This is a genomic window from Luteimonas sp. Soil_N_1 (genome assembly GCF_057656255.1).
Genome location: NZ_JBDGKS010000001.1, coordinates 936,688 through 952,240, shown reverse-complemented (window position 1 = coordinate 952,240; position 15,553 = coordinate 936,688). Strand labels below are relative to the sequence as shown.

General features: G+C 69.9%; 17 protein-coding genes. 8 read left to right on the top strand and 9 right to left on the bottom strand.

The genetic code is table 11. From position 1 onward, the window contains the following. Positions 1–3: 3 nt before the first annotated feature. A complete protein-coding gene (locus tag AC3A4E_RS04335) occupies positions 4–756 on the bottom strand; it encodes a type III pantothenate kinase (RefSeq protein WP_487630328.1) in 753 nt (250 codons plus the stop codon). Next, positions 753–1,778, bottom strand: a complete 1,026-nt coding sequence (gene birA / locus AC3A4E_RS04330) for a bifunctional biotin--[acetyl-CoA-carboxylase] ligase/biotin operon repressor BirA (RefSeq protein ID WP_487630327.1) — start codon at positions 1,776–1,778, stop codon at positions 753–755. Before birA ends, AC3A4E_RS04335 begins: the two co-directional genes overlap by 4 nt. Positions 1,779–1,898: 120 nt before the next feature. On the opposite strand from birA, the gene AC3A4E_RS04325 reads away from it, so the two are divergent. Next, entirely contained in the window at positions 1,899–2,171 is a 273-nt protein-coding gene (locus AC3A4E_RS04325) for a hypothetical protein (protein WP_487630326.1), read from the top strand. A 37-nt stretch (positions 2,172–2,208) separates the two neighbouring features. Further along, on the top strand, positions 2,209–2,949 hold the full coding sequence (locus AC3A4E_RS04320; RefSeq protein WP_487632013.1) for a M90 family metallopeptidase: 741 nt from the start codon (positions 2,209–2,211) through the stop codon (positions 2,947–2,949). Here AC3A4E_RS04320 and AC3A4E_RS04315 read toward each other — a convergent pair. The 4 genes from AC3A4E_RS04315 to dusA form a co-directional block, all read right to left on the bottom strand. Beyond that, positions 2,946–4,367, bottom strand: a complete 1,422-nt coding sequence (locus AC3A4E_RS04315) for an ATP-binding protein (RefSeq protein ID WP_487630325.1) — start codon at positions 4,365–4,367, stop codon at positions 2,946–2,948. The two genes, AC3A4E_RS04320 and AC3A4E_RS04315, sit on opposite strands and share 4 nt — an antisense overlap. 85 nt (positions 4,368–4,452) lie before the next feature. Next, entirely contained in the window at positions 4,453–5,139 is a 687-nt protein-coding gene (locus AC3A4E_RS04310) for a response regulator transcription factor (protein ID WP_487630324.1), read from the bottom strand. Between the two features lie 56 nt (positions 5,140–5,195). Further along, the gene (locus AC3A4E_RS04305) at positions 5,196–5,522 is read right to left on the bottom strand and encodes a PepSY domain-containing protein (RefSeq protein WP_487632012.1); all 327 of its coding nucleotides are present in this window, start codon (positions 5,520–5,522) and stop codon (positions 5,196–5,198) included. 196 nt (positions 5,523–5,718) lie between these two features. Then, positions 5,719–6,747 carry a tRNA dihydrouridine(20/20a) synthase DusA gene (gene dusA, locus AC3A4E_RS04300; protein WP_487630323.1) on the bottom strand — a complete coding sequence of 343 codons (1,029 nt, stop codon included), beginning with the start codon at positions 6,745–6,747 and terminating at the stop codon, positions 5,719–5,721. 172 nt (positions 6,748–6,919) lie between these two features. On the opposite strand from dusA, the gene AC3A4E_RS04295 reads away from it, so the two are divergent. Further along, positions 6,920–7,330, top strand: coding sequence for a hypothetical protein (locus AC3A4E_RS04295; RefSeq protein WP_487630322.1), 411 nt, complete (start codon positions 6,920–6,922; stop codon positions 7,328–7,330). Between the two features lie 6 nt (positions 7,331–7,336). Here AC3A4E_RS04295 and AC3A4E_RS04290 read toward each other — a convergent pair whose 3' ends face one another. Then, positions 7,337–7,771 carry a hypothetical protein gene (locus tag AC3A4E_RS04290; protein WP_487630321.1) on the bottom strand — a complete coding sequence of 145 codons (435 nt, stop codon included), beginning with the start codon at positions 7,769–7,771 and terminating at the stop codon, positions 7,337–7,339. Then, positions 7,768–8,736 carry a hypothetical protein gene (locus tag AC3A4E_RS04285; protein ID WP_487630320.1) on the bottom strand — a complete coding sequence of 323 codons (969 nt, stop codon included), beginning with the start codon at positions 8,734–8,736 and terminating at the stop codon, positions 7,768–7,770. The genes AC3A4E_RS04290 and AC3A4E_RS04285 overlap by 4 nt, the downstream gene beginning before the upstream one ends. 286 nt (positions 8,737–9,022) lie before the next feature. Here AC3A4E_RS04285 and prmA point away from each other — a divergent pair, with 286 nt between their 5' ends. The 5 genes from prmA to AC3A4E_RS04260 all read left to right on the top strand — a co-directional run bounded on the left by prmA (position 9,023) and on the right by AC3A4E_RS04260 (position 13,983). After that, positions 9,023–9,943 carry a 50S ribosomal protein L11 methyltransferase gene (gene prmA, locus AC3A4E_RS04280; protein WP_487630319.1) on the top strand — a complete coding sequence of 307 codons (921 nt, stop codon included), beginning with the start codon at positions 9,023–9,025 and terminating at the stop codon, positions 9,941–9,943. Positions 9,944–9,983: 40 nt separating this feature from the next. Then, positions 9,984–10,955 (top strand): DUF3426 domain-containing protein, encoded by a 972-nt coding sequence (locus AC3A4E_RS04275; protein WP_487630318.1) that lies wholly within the window; start codon positions 9,984–9,986, stop codon positions 10,953–10,955. Between the two features lie 117 nt (positions 10,956–11,072). Beyond that, entirely contained in the window at positions 11,073–11,342 is a 270-nt protein-coding gene (gene fis / locus AC3A4E_RS04270) for a DNA-binding transcriptional regulator Fis (RefSeq protein ID WP_487630317.1), read from the top strand. Positions 11,343–11,397: 55 nt separating this feature from the next. Continuing rightward, positions 11,398–12,999 (top strand): bifunctional phosphoribosylaminoimidazolecarboxamide formyltransferase/IMP cyclohydrolase, encoded by a 1,602-nt coding sequence (gene purH / locus AC3A4E_RS04265; protein ID WP_487630316.1) that lies wholly within the window; start codon positions 11,398–11,400, stop codon positions 12,997–12,999. Between the two features lie 90 nt (positions 13,000–13,089). After that, a complete protein-coding gene (locus AC3A4E_RS04260) occupies positions 13,090–13,983 on the top strand; it encodes a hypothetical protein (protein WP_487630315.1) in 894 nt (297 codons plus the stop codon). 90 nt (positions 13,984–14,073) lie between these two features. Here the strand turns inward: AC3A4E_RS04260 and AC3A4E_RS04255 are convergent, their stop codons facing one another. Further along, positions 14,074–15,549 (bottom strand): alanine/glycine:cation symporter family protein, encoded by a 1,476-nt coding sequence (locus tag AC3A4E_RS04255; RefSeq protein WP_487630314.1) that lies wholly within the window; start codon positions 15,547–15,549, stop codon positions 14,074–14,076. Positions 15,550–15,553 lie beyond the last annotated feature (4 nt).

Sequence of the window (15,553 nt, the reverse complement as noted above, 5' to 3'; positions counted from 1 at the left end):
GGCCTAGCCTTCCGGTGCCGCGACGCCGGCACTGGCGCGGTGCCAGCGCGCCAGGCCGTGCAGGACGAGATCGGCGCGCCATTGCGCGTCCGGCAGACGCGCACGCAGCGGCGCGCCGCCGCCGCCGTGCAGCAGCAGGCGCGGCGTGTCGCCGAGCCGCTGCGTCGCCTCGGACAGACTGCGTTCGACCAGCCCGACGGCAGCGCCCTCGCAGCCCGACACCAGCGCATCGTCAGTGTCGTCGGCGAACTCCACATACCGGCCGCCCGACGGCGCGAGCTGCGCCACGCGACGGTGCAGCGCCTCGCGCATCAGCGTGGGCGACGGTGCGATCCGTCCGCCGTGATGGCGGCCACTGGCGTCGAGCAGGTCGATGGTCAGCGCGGTGCCGACACCGACCACCAAGCTGGGGCCGCGGCCGTCATGCGCGGCCAGCAACGCGAGGAAGCGGTCGACGCCGAAACGCGCCGGATCCGGATAGGCGATCGTCAGGCCGTCGATCGCGGGCAAGGTCTGCACCAGCTGCACCTGCGCGCCACGCGCGGCCAGCGCGTCGAGCAGGATCATCCGCAAGGCCGGCGCCGCGACGCTGGCGACGATGGCGGTGTCGATCCGCGCCGGCAGTGCTTCGAGCCATTCGGGATCGAAGCCGCCCTCGACATGCGAAGTGCCCTGGACGACGCCGATGCGGCCATCGCTGTCGATCGATGCGAATTTCAACCGGGTATTGCCGAGGTCGAACAACCACGTGCTCATGCGTGCTCCTCCCTGCGGACGCTGACTTCGCCGGCATGGAAGGCGCGTGTCTCGCCGTCCACCACCACGCGTAATGCACCGTCGTCTGCGATGCCGGCGGCGACGCCATGCACCGTTCCATTGCCCGTGTAGACCTCGACCGGCATCCCGCCGAGCGCGTCGATGCGCGCGAACCGTTCGCGGAACGGCGCCAGGCCTTCCCGGTCGAAAAGATCCAGTGCCGGCAGCCAGGCAGCCAGCAATGCCGATGCGAGCGCGTTGCGCGTCGGCGGCGCGTCATCGCAGCACGTGGCCAGATCGGTCCACGGCTGGTCGATCGAAGCGGCCTGCGCTTCGGGCATGCGCACGTTCACGCCGATACCCAGCACCGCCCGCACCGGCCCGCCATGCTCGCCGCCGCCCTCGACCAGGATGCCGCCGAGCTTGCGCAGGCCATCCGCGTCCACGACGACCAGGTCGTTGGGCCACTTCAGACGGACCGCGCCGATGCCGAGCGCGTGGATCGCATCGACCGCCGCGATGCCGGCCACCAGACTCAGCCCGCCGAGCCGCGCGAGCCCGCCTTCGAAGCCGCGTTGCAACGAGAGATAGAGATGCGCCGCCAGTGGCGACTGCCAGCTGCGGCCACGCCGGCCACGCCCACCGGTCTGGCGCTCGGCCAGCAACACCTCGGCGGCCGGGCCCGGCATGGGTCTGCGCAGCAGTTCGGCATTGGTGGAATCCACGCTCCAGGCGACATCGAGCGCGGCGAGGCCCGCACCGGCATCGTCGGGCAGCGCGCGCAGAATCATTGCGGCATCGAGGAGTGACATCGGCTGCGCGAGGACGTACCCCGTACCAGGACGCGCCACGACCGGCACGCCGGCGTCACGCAGCAGGCCGATCCGCTTCCACACCGCAGCCCGGGTCTGGCCCGATTCGCGTGCGAGTGCGTCGCCCGACACCGGCCCTTCGATCAGGCGCTGCAACAGGGCGCGTTCGGGCGGCACCGCGGCGGACAGGGGAGGTGGCGATGACGGCATCGCCCGATTATCGGCGAGGCCGGCGCCGCGTGTCGCCCGCCATCGCGACACAGCGTCACCGCGCTGGAACGTGCGGTATGATCGGCCGGCTGTGCGTCCGCTTCCTGCCGGGGTGTTCCGATGTCCGCACGACTGATCTTCTGCATGCTCCTGCTGGGCGCCAGCCTGCCCGCGGCTGCCCGCGACGCGACTGCGGATGCCGCGGCCGACCCCTGCCCGCGCACGACCGTTGCGCCGCAGGCCGAGCCCCTGCTCGATGCTGGTGGCACGCGCCGTGCGCCCACGTCCGGCAATGCGTCGAGGACCCGCCCGGCGACGGGTGCCGGTGGCGAGATCGAAAGCCCGGCGCGCGGGCCGCGCTGGCACAGCTTCCTGCCCGGCATGTTCCGCTGACGGCATCTGTGCGCACGTGCGTTCGCTGATCCGGCGCCTGTTCGCAGGCGCGCCCGCCTCCGTTTCCGATGACGACTGGACCGCTGCGACGGCCCGTCTGCCGTGGGTCCGCGCGCTCGACGTGGCGCGGCGCGAGCGCCTGCGCACGCTGACCGCGCTGTTCCTGCACCGCAAGACCATCACGCCGGTCGCCGGGCTGCAGCTCGACGGCCCGGCGCGCACGATGCTCGCCGCGCTGTGCTGTCTGCCATTGCTGGAATTCGGCGAGGAAGGCCTGCACGGCTGGTCGCAACTGATCGTCTATCCCGAAGCGTTCCGGGTGAACCGCAGCCACGTCGATGCGGCGGGCGTGATGCACGAGTGGGACGACGAACTGATCGGCGAATCCTGGGAAAGCGGTCCGCTGGTGCTGTCGTGGGCGGATGTCGAGTCCGACATCGCCGAACCCGACGCCGGCTTCTGCGTCGCGGTGCACGAGATGGCGCACAAGATCGACGCGCTCGACGGACTGCTCGACGGCACCCCGCCACTGCCGCGCGACTGGCAGCGCGCGTGGGCGGCGGATTTCCAGCGCAGCTTCGATGCGTTCGTCGAACGCGTCGACGCCGGCGAAGAGATGCCGATCGATCCGTATGCAGCCGAAGCACCGGAAGAATTCTTCGCCGTCTGCAGCGAATACCACTTCAGTGCGCCGGCGCTGTTGCGTGAGGTGCTGCCGGATGTCGCCGCGCATCTGGCACGGCTCTACGGCCCTTCGCCGTTCCAGGCGAAAGCCTAGAAACCGGGCGGCAGGCGTACCGAGAAGCAGGCGCCGCCGAGCTCTTCCGAGCGGCCGACATGCAGCTCGCCCCGATAGCTGTGCACGATGTCCTGCACGATCGACAGGCCGATGCCGTGGCCCTGGACGCGCTCGTCGCCACGTACGCCGCGCTGGAGCACGGTGGCGACACGGTCGGCCGGAATGCCGGGGCCGTCGTCCTCGACGATCAGCTCCAGACCGGGCCTGCGGTTGGGCGCGGCCTCACCGGGACGCACCGTCAGCAGCACGCGCGAGCCCGCCCACTTGAATGCGTTCTCCAGCAGGTTGCCGAGCAGTTCCTGCAGATCTCCCGGTTCGCCATGGAAGCGCGCGGCAGGGTCGATCTCGAACTCGCAGACCGCGCCCTTCGACGCGTAGATCTTCTCCAGCCCGCGCACGATCTGCTCGGCATGCGGTTCGATCTCGATCGCGGCCGAGAACAGCTGGTGGCCGCTGGAAGCCGCGCGAGCGAGCTGGTAGGTCACCAGATCCGTCATGCGCTGCAGCTGGGTTTCCACTTCCTCGCGCAGCTCCGCATCGCCGCTGCCGGCGTCCAGACGCGAGCGCAGCACGGCCAGCGGCGTCTTCAGGCTGTGCGCCAGGTCGGACATGGTGTTGCGCTGCCGCGCGAGATGTTCGCGCTCGCTGTCGATCAGCGCGTTGATGCTCTCGGTCAGCGGCTGCAGTTCGCGCGGATGCTGGACGCCCATGCGCTCGGCCTGGCCGCGCTGGACGCGCACCAGTTCGCGCTCGACACCGCGCAGCGGCCACAGGCTCCAGCGCACGATAAGGCCCTGCAGCAGCAGCAGGATCACACCCGCCACGCCGAGGTTGACCCACAGCGCCGCCCGGAACACGCGCACCTGCCGCGGCACGATGCCGGCGTCTTCCATCACGTAGATGGTGTAGCCGAACTCTTCGTCACTGCGGCCGTCCGGTGCCCAGACCAGGCCGAGTCCGTAGCGGTACACCTCGCCGGGGGTGCCGTTGCTCTGCACCATCGCCAGCGGGCCTTCGAACTTTTCCTCCCGCGGCGACAGCATGGTCGCCTCGGGCAACTGCGGTCCGGACGCCGAATGCGAGGCCCACGACCCGGCGGGCAGGACGACCTCCGCATACAGGCCACTGCCGGGACGCTGGAAGCGCTCGTCGAGTGCGGAGGATTCGGACAGGTACATGTCCCCGCCGCGGAGAAAGTCGATCTCGCTGGCGTAGGAATAGACGTAGTTGCGCAACCGCTCGCGCTGCCCTTCACCGGCGACGTTGATGAAGGCGCGATCGAGCGCGTACCCCGCCAGCGCGAGGAACGCGAGCAGGCCCATGCTCGCCGCCAGCAGCTGCCGGGCGCGCAGGGAGCGCGGACGCAGCCGCGCGGACAGTGGAGTGTGGGACGCCATTGCGGGAATCATAGGACCTGCCCGGCACCGGCGGCACCGGGCGGGCGGTCAGGGCGCTGGCCGCAACTGCGGCCAGCGCGGGCGATCAGCTCTCGCCGTTGCGCGGAATCGCGAACCGGTACCCGCGGCCCCGCACGGTCTCGATGGGCTTGAGCGTGCCTTCGGGATCGAGCTTCTTGCGCAGGCGGCCGATGAAGACTTCCAGCACGTTGGAGTCGCGATCGAAGTCCTGCTGGTAGATGTGCTCGGTCAGGTCGGCCTTCGAGACCAGTTCGCCGGCATGCATCATCAGGTACTCGAGCACCTTGTACTCGTAGCTGGTCAGGTCGACGTTCTTGCCTTCGACACTGACGGTCTGCGCTGCCAGATCAAGCGTGACCGTGCCGCACTCGAGCGTGGGCTTGCTCCAGCCCGCGGCACGACGGACCAGCGCGTTGATGCGCGCGAGCAGCTCTTCGACGTGGAAGGGCTTGACCAGGTAGTCATCGGCGCCCTGCTTGAGGCCGTCGACCTTGTCCTGCCAGCTCGAACGCGCGGTCAGGATGAGCACCGGGAACTGCTTGCCCTCTTCGCGCAGGGCCTTGATCAGCTCCATGCCCGACATCTTGGGCAGGCCCAGATCGATGATGCCGACATCGAACGGCACCTCGCGGCCCATGTACAGACCTTCCTCACCATCCTGGGCGGCGTCGACGGCGAAGCCTTCGCGCTTGAGGCGCGCGGCAAGGGTTTCACGCAGGGGAGCTTCGTCTTCGACGAGCAGGATACGCATGGGTCAACTCCGGTCTGACGGCCGGACCGGCCGTGAATGGGGGTGAGGATGCAGGATCAATCGTCGTTGCCGCGTGCACGGCCCGGACGCGCGGGGTCATCGACGTAGATGCGGACGCGGCCACTGTCGTCCATCACCTTGACCCGGTTGAGGTCACGCCCGTCGGAGTGCATCTGCTCGATGCTGAGCACACGACCGCGGGTCTGGCGCTCGATCCGGCGGACCGAGTCGGACATCGAATCGTGCACACGCTGGCGACCACTGGCCGGACGGGAGAACGATGCGCGCATCTCCGGACCGCTCTCGGCAGTCCGCACCGCTTCCGGATTCGCAGGCGCATCCTGCGCGGCCACGCCAGCCGACGCGGCGCTCAACAGCAGCACACCTGCGCACAGTCGGACTCGGGTTGTGGACGACGGGACGGGCACGGCCGCTCCTGTTCTGGGTCGGGTCTGGACTGTCGATGGTCGGGCAAACGGGTTGAATCCGTCCTTAACTTTTCGTTGACATGGCTGTATCCGTTCAGCCGGAGATGCGCTACGAACGCGTTCGCGACATCCCGGGCGCGCGAATCGGCGGTCAGGCGGCGTGGCGCGCAGCCGTGGCCTCGGTCGCCGCGAGCGCCTGCTCGACCAGCGACCAGTCCGCGCCGGGCAGATGCGCGCCCTCGCTGAGCACCTGACGATACAGGCGACCGCCGGGCTGGCCGTGGAACAGGCCCAGTACGTGGCGGACGATGTGCTTGAGCGAGACGCCCTCGGCCATCCGCGCTTCGACGTAGGGCCGCAGCGCACGCAGCAGATCGGCGCGCGGCCGCAGCGGTGCGCCGGACAGCGCCGCGTCCAGCACGTGCAGCAGATAGGGATCGTGATACGCGGCGCGCCCCAGCATCACGCCGTCGACGTGCGCCAGCTGTTCCAGCGCGAGCGCCTGCGTGGCGATGCCGCCGTTGAGCACCACCGGCAGGGCGGGATGCTCGCGCTTGAGCCGGTGCGCCCAGTCGTAGCGCAGCGGCGGGATATCGCGGTTTTCTTTCGGCGACAGGCCGTTGAGCCAGGCATTGCGTGCATGCACGACGATCATCGACGCGCCCGCGGCCACCGCGCCGTCGACGAAACGCGCGAACGCGTCGTAATCGTCATCGTCGTCCACGCCGAGCCGGCACTTCACCGTCACCGGCACGTCGCTGGCCTGCGCCATCGCGGCAACGCAGTCGGCGACCAGCGCCGGCTCGCGCATCAGGCAGGCGCCGAAGCGCCCGGCCTGCACGCGATCGGACGGACAGCCGCAGTTGAGATTGATCTCGTCGAAGCCATGGTCGGCGGCGATGCGCGCGGCCTGCGCGAGCGCGTCGGGCTCGCTGCCGCCGAGCTGCAGCGCGAGCGGCGACTGCAGCGGCGTCTTCGCCAGCAGCCGCGTGCGATCGCCGTGGATCACCGCCTTGGCGTGGACCATTTCCGTGTACAGCCGCACGCCCGGCGCCAGCAGCCGGTGAAACTCGCGGCAGTGCGTATCGGTCCAGTCCATCATCGGTGCGACGGACAGACGCAACGATGCCGCATAGGCATCGGCATGCGCGTCATAGGACGGGAGCGTGGATCCGGTCATGTGTCTGCGGGGCTGGAAGGCGCGTGGGGCGCGGGGCGCATCGGGGCCGGTGGCGTACGGGCCGCCCGCCACGACGGGACGTCAGGATACACGCAGCCCCTTGGCTTCATGCCGCAGCCGGCGCGCGCCGGGCATCCTGTAGCGCCCTACCGCTGCGCGCAGGAAGCCGTCGATGGTGTTTCTCCAGGTCTCCGCATTGCTGCTGCTGGCGTGGTGCTTCGGTGCGGTCCAGCTGTCGCAGCGCGGTCGCGTGCTGCACGCCGCGCCGATGTGGCTGGCGGTCGTCTGGGCGCTGGGCATCGTGGCCTGCATCGGCCTCGGTGCGTCCGGCTTGCTGCGTTACGGCGACTGGCAGTCGCTGTCGACCGGCCAGGCCCTGCACCGCGTGTTCGGCGAAGGCAGCCTGGCGATGCGCCGTTCGGAATGGGCCGTGCTGAACCGTGCGGCCGGCGTGTATCTCAATCTGGATGTCGTCTGGACGCTGCTGGCGCTGTGCGTTGCGCAGTTCCACTCGGCGATGTTCTGGTCTGGCGTCGCCGAGCGGCGGCGCCATGCGCGGGCGTTGCGACAGCGCGCGGACTGAGTCGTCTTATTCCGCGACGCTGGCCGCCTGGCGCGGTGCGACCGACACCGGCACCACCTGCAGTTCGGCCTGCGCGCCATTGAGCTGCGGCGCGGCTTCGATCTGGCTGCCGTCGATCGGCACTGCGCCATGCGGACTCGACTGGCTGACGATGCGCACCAGCTCGGTCGAGCCGTCCGGCCACACGACACGGAAGGTGTTGCCGGGCGGCAGCGCGAGGAACGGCGTGGCGCTCTGCGCGCGATACAGCGCGGCGATCTGCGCGGCACCGAGCTGGCGCTGCTCCAGCGGCGCAGCGGTCGTGGTCTCCGCCACCTGCGCCAGGCGTCGGTAGTTCTCGCCGACCGCGTCGACGACCACGCCTGCGACGGCCACCGAGTAGCCGACGAACAGCGTCGCCCAGAGCCAGAAGCGGAGCTTGCGGGGGAGCATGCGTTTCATCGTGTCACCATTCCGAGCAATTGGCGGGACGCGGGGGCGTCCTCGACCAGGGTCTTCTTCATTCGATCAAGTTCTTCCGCGCCCTGCCGCGGCACCGCCGCGTCACGCACGAAAGCGGAAAAATCCTGTCGCGCATCGCGTGCGCAGATGCCGCCGTTGGCGCAGTACTCGGTCATCAGCACGCCCTTTGCGCTGCAGTCCAGACCGAGATCGCAGGCCGCGAGTTGCCAGGCCAGTTCGCTGGCCTGGGTGCCGGCGACGCTGTCGGCGAGCGCCACGTCGCCGCTCGCAGCAACCCCCATGGCCGGCGACAGCGCGACGAACGCCTCGGGATCGCGCGAGGCCTGCACGCGCCCGACCAGATCGCGCCGGTAGTCCATGTCGTCCTGCAGCGGTGCGCCCATTGCCAGCAGCGCAGCCTCGGCGGCGAGGCTGCCGGCCTCGGCCGCTTCCTGGCGCCGCTCGACCAGCTGCACGAACGTCGGCGCATCGCCGGGCACGAAGCGGCCGCAGCGCGCACCGATGCGATCGCGCGCGCTCCCCAGCGCGCGGGCCGCGTCCAGCTGCAGGCCGTCGATCAGCGTGCTGTCGCGTTCGAACCCCGCCGGATCACGCGCAAAACCGGCGCAGTACTCGTCGACGCGGCTGAGCACCCAGCGCGCGTCGGCATCGCCGGCATCGGCCATCGGCTGCAGCTGCTGGCGGAACGCGAACAGATCGTCGGCCTGCTCGAACTGGCGGTGCAGCGGTCGCGTGGCCGTGGACCATGCGACGGCGCGCTCCGCCTCCGGGCGCGTGGCCGCGTAGAACGGGGGCGCTGCGCTACCACCGCTCGCCTCCACGTCGGCATGCGGGACCGCGTCCGGCGCGATTCCGTCCACACCGGGCACAGCCGGGCGCCACATCGCCAAGGCGGCGACGACGGCTCCCAACAGCGCGATGGTGGCGAACACTCGGATGGTCACGTCGGATCCTGCGGCATCCGGCCGCCGTGATCGGTGGGCCGGACGCTGTCGCGGTGGCGATAACGCGGTTCTGAAGCGCGGATTCTAGCCGACCGCGGTGGCGCCCATGGCCGGACCGGTCCGGCCGGCCCGGACCGTGCGCCCGGGCGCGTCGATGCGGTGATGGTGCGCACATCCGGTCCGGACCGTCATCGGCCGTCTGCGACACGCGGCACCGTTCGCCCCTTTACGCGCCCCGACCGGGGCACCAAGATGCCCGACCCCCTGCCCCACCCGGACCACCCCGATGCCTTTCCTCGAACTGAGCCTGCGCTGCACCGAAGCCGAGCAGCCGCGCTACGCCCATGCCCTCGAGGACATCGGCGCGCTGGCCGTGACGATGATCGACGCCGATGCCGACACCACGGACGAACAGGCGATCCTGGAACCGGGCGTCGGCGAGACCCCGCTGTGGCATGCGATCGTGCTGACCGCGCTGTTCGAGGACGACACCGATGCGCTGCTGGTGCTGTCCGCGCTGGAAGCTTTCGACGCGGGGCTCGACTGGGGCCGCGCGAGCTTCCGCAAGGTCGAGGACCAGGACTGGGAGCGCGCGTGGATGGACCAGTACGCGCCGCTGCAGTTCGGCGCACGCACCTGGATCGTGCCGTGGAATGCGGAGCTGCCGGAGGAAGCCGGCGACGATGCGGTGGTGATCCGGCTCGACCCGGGCCTCGCGTTCGGCTCCGGCACGCATCCGACCACATCGCTGTGCCTGCAGTGGCTGGACGCGCTGTCGGCCGAGGGCGTGCTCGCCGATGCCGAGGTGCTCGATTACGGCTGCGGCAGCGGCATCCTCGCGCTGGCCGCACTCAAGCTCGGCGCTGCGCGTGCGGTCGGCATCGACAACGATCCGCAGGCGCTGCTCGCCTCGCGCGACAACGCCGACCGCAACGAGGTCGGCGCCGCGCTCGACGTGTTCCTGCCGGCCGAGGCACCGCAGGGCACGTATCCGGTCGTCGTCGCCAACATCCTCGCGACCGCGCTCGATGCATTGGCTGAGACGCTGGCCGAACGTGTCGCACTCGGCGGGCGCATCGCACTGTCGGGCATCCTCGATGGACAGGAGGAAGACCTGCTGCGTCGCTACCGGCCGTGGTTCGAGCAACTGGCGGTCACGCGCGAGGGCGACTGGGTACGCATCGACGGCGTCCGCAAGCCGGCCTGACACCGCATCCGGCGGCGCGGCGGCGTGATTCAATAGCCGCATGTTCATCAACTGCAAGCACTGCGGTTCGCTGGTCGCCACCGACCCGGTAACGGACCAGCCGCCGGAACGCTGCCCGCGTTGCCGCGGCGTGCTGCGCAGTGCGACGCCGCAGGTCTCGGTCGCGTCGTTGCTGAAGCCGCCGACGCCAGCGGTGGAAGTGGTGCCGCTCTCAGGCGACACCCCGGCGCAACCGGTGCCTGCATCCGAAGCGCCGGCTGCGCACGCGACCGGTGCGTCCCAGGAACGGGCGGCATCAGTGGACGGGGCGCCCGCATTGCCGGACGCGGTACGGAACGAGGGCGTCGAAGCGTCACGCCCGGTTGAGGTGTCCGTCGACGCGACAGTCCAGGACGACGCGAACACCATTGCCACCGGCACGACGCCTGCGCCTCCGACGCCCGCAGAGCGTGCACCGCCGCTGCCGGTGCCAGCGCCTGCTGCGACGCGCACGTCCCCGAGCTTCGCGCGTCGCGGCGCGAACGGACCGCTCGATGCGCGCATGCGTCGGCAGCACCGCATCCTCGCCGGCGCCGTCGTTGCGTTGAGCCTGCTGCTCGGCCTGCAGGTGCTGCTGGCCGATCGCGCACGCCTCGCGTCCGATCCGGGTTGGCGCCCGACGCTCGCGCGCCTGTGCGGCGTCCTGCGCTGCAGTCTGCCGCCGTGGCACGAGCCCGCTGCACTGACCGTGCTCGCGCGCGATGTGCGGCCCGACGGCACGCGTCCCGACCAGCTTCTCGCGACCGCGACGTTCCGCAACGATGCGCGCTGGGCACAGGCGTGGCCACGTCTCCGGTTGACGCTGTCCGACATCGACGGACGGGCGCTGGGCACCCGCGTGTTCACCGCACAGGACTATCTGCCCGACGCGCCGACGCAGCCGACACTTGCCGCCGGCGACAGCGCGCAGGTCCGTCTGCACCTGGTGGAGCCCGACGCGCGGGCGGTCTCGTTCGCCTTCGATTTTCTCTGAAACCACGCTGGCAGGCACCCGGGGGCCGCGCTAGACTGGACTGCCGCTCCGCCGTCCGCACAGCCGTCGTCCTCGACTTCCGGCCGCGACAGCGACGCCGCCTTTCCGAGAGTCGACTTGAACGCAGACCGCACCGACAGCAGCCCGCGCGAAGCACCGCACACGCCGCTGCGCGAGCACGTCGCGACCTCGATCCAGCGCTACCTCGGCGATCTCAACGGCAACGACACTGACAACCTCTACGAGGTCGCGCTGCGCGAACTCGAGATTCCGCTGTTCGTCGAAGTCCTGAATTTCTGCGACGGCAACCAGAGCCGCGCCGCGGCGATGCTGGGCATCCACCGCGCCACGCTGCGCAAGAAACTGCGCGAATACGCGCTCGTCTGAGCCGTCGGCGCAGCGCCGTTATAATTGCGGGCTCCCTCGCCCGCAGTCGACTTCCATGACCGTCTCCGTTCCGTCCGGCGCGCCCACCGCGATCCGCCGCGCTCTGCTGTCCGTGTCCGACAAGACCGGCCTGCTCGATCTCGCCCGCGCGCTCGCCGCGCGCAACGTCGAACTGCTGTCGACCGGCGGCACCGCGAAGGCGCTGCGCGAAGCAGGCCTCACCGTGCGCGACGTCAGCGACGTGACCGGCTTCCCCGAGATCATGGACGGCCGGGTCAAGACCCTGCACCCGAAGGTGCACGGCGGCCTGCTCGGGCGCCGCGGCACCGACGATGCGGTGATGGCCGAACACGGCATCGACGCGATCGACCTGCTGGTGCTCAACCTCTATCCGTTCGAACGCGTGGCCTACGCGCCCGACGCGAAGTTCGACGACATCGTCGAGAACATCGACATCGGCGGCCCGGCGATGCTGCGCGCGGCGGCGAAGAACTTCGCCCATGTCGCGGTGGCCACCGATCCGGCGCAGTACGAGGCGCTGCTGGCCGAACTCGACGCCAACGACGGCGCGCTGTCGGCGCAGACGCGCTTCGCGCTCTCGGTCGCCGCGTTCAACCGCGTCGCGCAGTACGACGCGCGCATCAGCGACATGCTTTCGTCGATCGCCGAACCCTCCGATGCCGGCGCCGCGCAGCGCGCGCCCTTCGGCGGCCAGAGCAACGGCAACTTCGTCAAGGTCATGGACCTGCGCTACGGCGAGAACCCGCACCAGCAGGCGGCGTTCTATCGCGACCTGCACCCGGCGCCGGGCACGCTGGCGACGTTCGAGCAGCTGCAGGGCAAGGAACTCTCGTACAACAACATCGCCGATGCGGATTCCGCGTGGGAATGCGTGCGCCAGTTCGACGCGCCGGCCTGCGTGATCGTCAAGCACGCCAATCCCTGCGGCGTCGCCGTCGGTGCTGCCTGCGGCGATGCCTACGAGCTCGCCTACGCGACCGATCCGACTTCGGCGTTCGGCGGCATCATCGCGTTCAACCGCACGCTCGATGCGGCGACGGCGAAGGTGATTCTCGACCGCCAGTTCGTCGAGGTGCTGATCGCGCCCGACTACGAGCCGGGCGCACTGGATTACGCGACGAAGAAGGCCAATGTGCGCGTGCTGCGCATTCCGCATGGCGACGGCCGCAACACCGTCGACGTGAAGCGCGTCGGCTCGGGCCTGCTGATGCAGAGCGCCGACCTGCGCGACGTGACCGCGGATGAGCTCAAGGTCGTGACGAAGATCGCGCCGACCGACCCGCAGCTTCGCGACCTGCTGTTCGCCTGGCAGGTAGCGAAGTTCGTGAAGTCGAACGCGATCGTCTACGCGAAGGATCATCGTACGGTCGGCGTCGGCGCCGGCCAGATGAGCCGCGTGTACTCGGCGCGCATCGCCGGCATCAAGGCGGGCGATGCGGGGCTGGTCGTGCCGGGTTCGGTGATGGCGTCCGATGCGTTCTTCCCGTTCCGCGACGGCATCGACGCCGCCGCGGAAGCCGGCATCAAGGCGGTGATCCAGCCGGGCGGTTCGATGCGCGACGGCGAGGTGATCGCCGCCGCCGATGAGCACGGCATCGCGATGGTGTTCACCGGCGTGCGCCACTTCCGCCACTGATCGCCGCGCATCGCGCATGCACGTCGGCGTGAATGGTGCACGCCGATGCCGCTGCTAGAGTCCGGCGCATCTTCTTCGCAGGATGCGCCGATGTTGTGGTTCCGCTCGACGCTGCCGCGTGCCGCTCTCCCCGCGTGTCTGCTGCTCGCGCTCGGCGCCTGCGGCCAGGCACCGGCGCCACCGGCCGCTGCCGCCATGCCGGCCTCGACGCCCGAGGCGATCGCCACGCGGACCGATGACAGGCCGCACGATGATGCGACAGCCGTCACCGGTCTGGGGGGTGGTGCGGTGCGGACCTTCCTCGTCACCCAGTACGGCGAGCTCGCGCAATTGCAGGGCGACTGGCCCGGCGCGCCGATCGCCGACGGGCTCGGCAGCGATGCCGCGTCGCGCGAGGTCTGTGCACGCAAGGCGATCGGCACGCCGGACGCACCCGCCGAGCTCGTCGCTGTATGCGGTGTGCCCGACGATGCGGGACATGCGACCACCGCCCGCGTCGATTTCTTCCTGCTGCGGGCAGACGCGGGCACGGTCACGCCGGCCGCCCGCACGCACATGGATGCGTTCGGCAGCACCGGCGATGTCGCCGAAGTCGCCGTACGCCGTTTCGGTCCGAGGCTGTACGGCTTCGTTGTCGAGGACGGGTTCACCGGACAGGGCATCACTGTCGGCAACACCAGCCTCGTGCTGCCCGACGGCGACGGCTTCAAGGTCGCCGCAACGCTGCGCAGCAGCCTCGACAATCTCGGCGCGATGGCGGGCTGCGGCGAGCGCGACGACTGCGCGCCGGATGCCGCCTACGACCTGTCGTTCGAACTCGATATCGACGATCGCGATGCCAGCGCAGCCGCGTGGCCGCTGCGTGTGCGCGAACAGGGCGAGGCCTGCGGACGTCGCGTCGAGCGCACGCACCAGGTGCCGTTCGAGGTGGCGAGCGGCACGTGGACCGTGCCCGCCTCGCTGCAGCGCGAAGGCTGCGACTGAGCCGGGCCAACGCATCGCAGGACGGGTACAGCGCAGCGACACCCGTCTTCGCCCGCAGGACCGTATCGACGCCCGTAGACGTCGCCGCGCTTACTTGACGTTCGCCACCGGCGCCACCGTCTTCTCCGCCGTCCAGATGCTGCGATCGATCGCATCGCCCAGCTCCGGGAAATCCGCCGCATCCAGTCGCGGTGACGCATCACCGGCGCGGATCTTGCGGTCGTAGTCGCGGGTCAGCTTGATCGCCACACCCGACAGCAGCACGACCGCGATCAGGTTCACCGTCGCCATCATGCCCATCGCTGCATCGGCGGTATCCCAGACGATGTCGAGCTTGGCGAACGCGCCCCAGGCCACCATCGCCAGACTGCCCAGGCGCAGCAGCAGGATCGAGATGCGCCCGCCGCGCAGGAACATCACCGCGCTTTCGGCGTAGGCGTAATTGCCGAAGATCGACGTGCCGGCGAAGAAGAACAGCACCACCGCAATGAAGGTCGGTCCCCAGTCACCGAAGTGGAAGGCCATCGCCTGCTGGGTCAGCACCGCGCCGTCGCCGCCCGCCGTGTCGAGCGCGCCCGACATCAGGATCATCAGCGCGGTCGCGGTGCAGATCACCAGCGTGTCGACGAACACACCGAAGGACTGCACCAGACCCTGGCTGGCCGGATGATGCGGCACCGGTGTCGCGGATGCGGCGATGTTTGGCGCGCTGCCCATGCCGGCTTCATTCGAGAACAAACCACGCTTCACACCGTTGAGCAACGCGACCGCGAGGCCGCCGAGCACGCCGCCGGCCGCCTGGTCGAGACCGAAGGCGCTGCGCACGATCAGCGCCAGCATCGCCGGTACCTCGGTGATGTTGCTGACGATCACCCAGGCCGCGAGCGCGAGATAGGCCAATGCCATCACCGGAATGATCAGCTCCGACATTTTCGCCACCCGGCGCAGGCCGCCGAAGATCACCGGCGCCGACAGCGCGACGAGCACTGCCGCCGTCCAGCCCGGATGGATGCCCCAGGCGCCGGTCACCGCTTCAGAAATCGAATTCGCCTGCACCGCGCTGAACACGAAACCGAAGGCGAGGATCAGGCACACCGAGAAGATCGCGCCGAGCCACGGTTTGCGCAGGCCGTAGGCCATGTACAGCGCCGGCCCGCCGCGATAGTGGCCCACCGCGTCGCGTCGCTTGTACAGCTGCGCGAGCGCGCTCTCCACATACGCCGTCGCCATGCCGAAGAACGCGACCACCCACATCCAGAACATCGCGCCCGGGCCACCGACCGTCAGCGCGATCGCCACGCCGACCAGATTGCCGGTGCCCACGCGCGACGCGAGGCTGGTGCACAGCGATTGCAGCGGCGAGATGCCGGCATTGTCATCGCCGGTGCCGCGCACGAGGCCCGAGATCATCTTCGGGAACCGCCGGAACTGGATGAAGCCCAGGCGCACGCTGAACCAGATGCCGACCAGCGGCAGCACGCCGACCAGCAGGTAGTTCCACAACACGCCGTTGATGCCGCCGACGATGGGTGACAGGACGTTCTCGATCAGCTGGACCAGATCCATCGGC

Bases quoted from the DNA above. Each gene is read 5' to 3' on its own strand.
- AC3A4E_RS04335 (WP_487630328.1), bottom strand. From the start codon at position 756: ATGAGCACGTGGTTGTTCGACCTCGGCAATACCCGGTTGAAATTCGCA.
- birA (WP_487630327.1), bottom strand. From the start codon at position 1,778: ATGCCGTCATCGCCACCTCCCCTGTCCGCCGCGGTGCCGCCCGAACGC.
- AC3A4E_RS04325 (WP_487630326.1), top strand. From the start codon at position 1,899: ATGTCCGCACGACTGATCTTCTGCATGCTCCTGCTGGGCGCCAGCCTG.
- AC3A4E_RS04315 (WP_487630325.1), bottom strand. From the start codon at position 4,367: ATGGCGTCCCACACTCCACTGTCCGCGCGGCTGCGTCCGCGCTCCCTG.
- AC3A4E_RS04310 (WP_487630324.1), bottom strand. From the start codon at position 5,139: ATGCGTATCCTGCTCGTCGAAGACGAAGCTCCCCTGCGTGAAACCCTT.
- dusA (WP_487630323.1), bottom strand. From the start codon at position 6,747: ATGACCGGATCCACGCTCCCGTCCTATGACGCGCATGCCGATGCCTAT.
- AC3A4E_RS04295 (WP_487630322.1), top strand. From the start codon at position 6,920: ATGGTGTTTCTCCAGGTCTCCGCATTGCTGCTGCTGGCGTGGTGCTTC.
- AC3A4E_RS04290 (WP_487630321.1), bottom strand. From the start codon at position 7,771: ATGAAACGCATGCTCCCCCGCAAGCTCCGCTTCTGGCTCTGGGCGACG.
- prmA (WP_487630319.1), top strand. From the start codon at position 9,023: ATGCCTTTCCTCGAACTGAGCCTGCGCTGCACCGAAGCCGAGCAGCCG.
- AC3A4E_RS04275 (WP_487630318.1), top strand. From the start codon at position 9,984: ATGTTCATCAACTGCAAGCACTGCGGTTCGCTGGTCGCCACCGACCCG.
- purH (WP_487630316.1), top strand. From the start codon at position 11,398: ATGACCGTCTCCGTTCCGTCCGGCGCGCCCACCGCGATCCGCCGCGCT.
- AC3A4E_RS04260 (WP_487630315.1), top strand. From the start codon at position 13,090: ATGTTGTGGTTCCGCTCGACGCTGCCGCGTGCCGCTCTCCCCGCGTGT.
- AC3A4E_RS04255 (WP_487630314.1), bottom strand. From the start codon at position 15,549: ATGGATCTGGTCCAGCTGATCGAGAACGTCCTGTCACCCATCGTCGGC.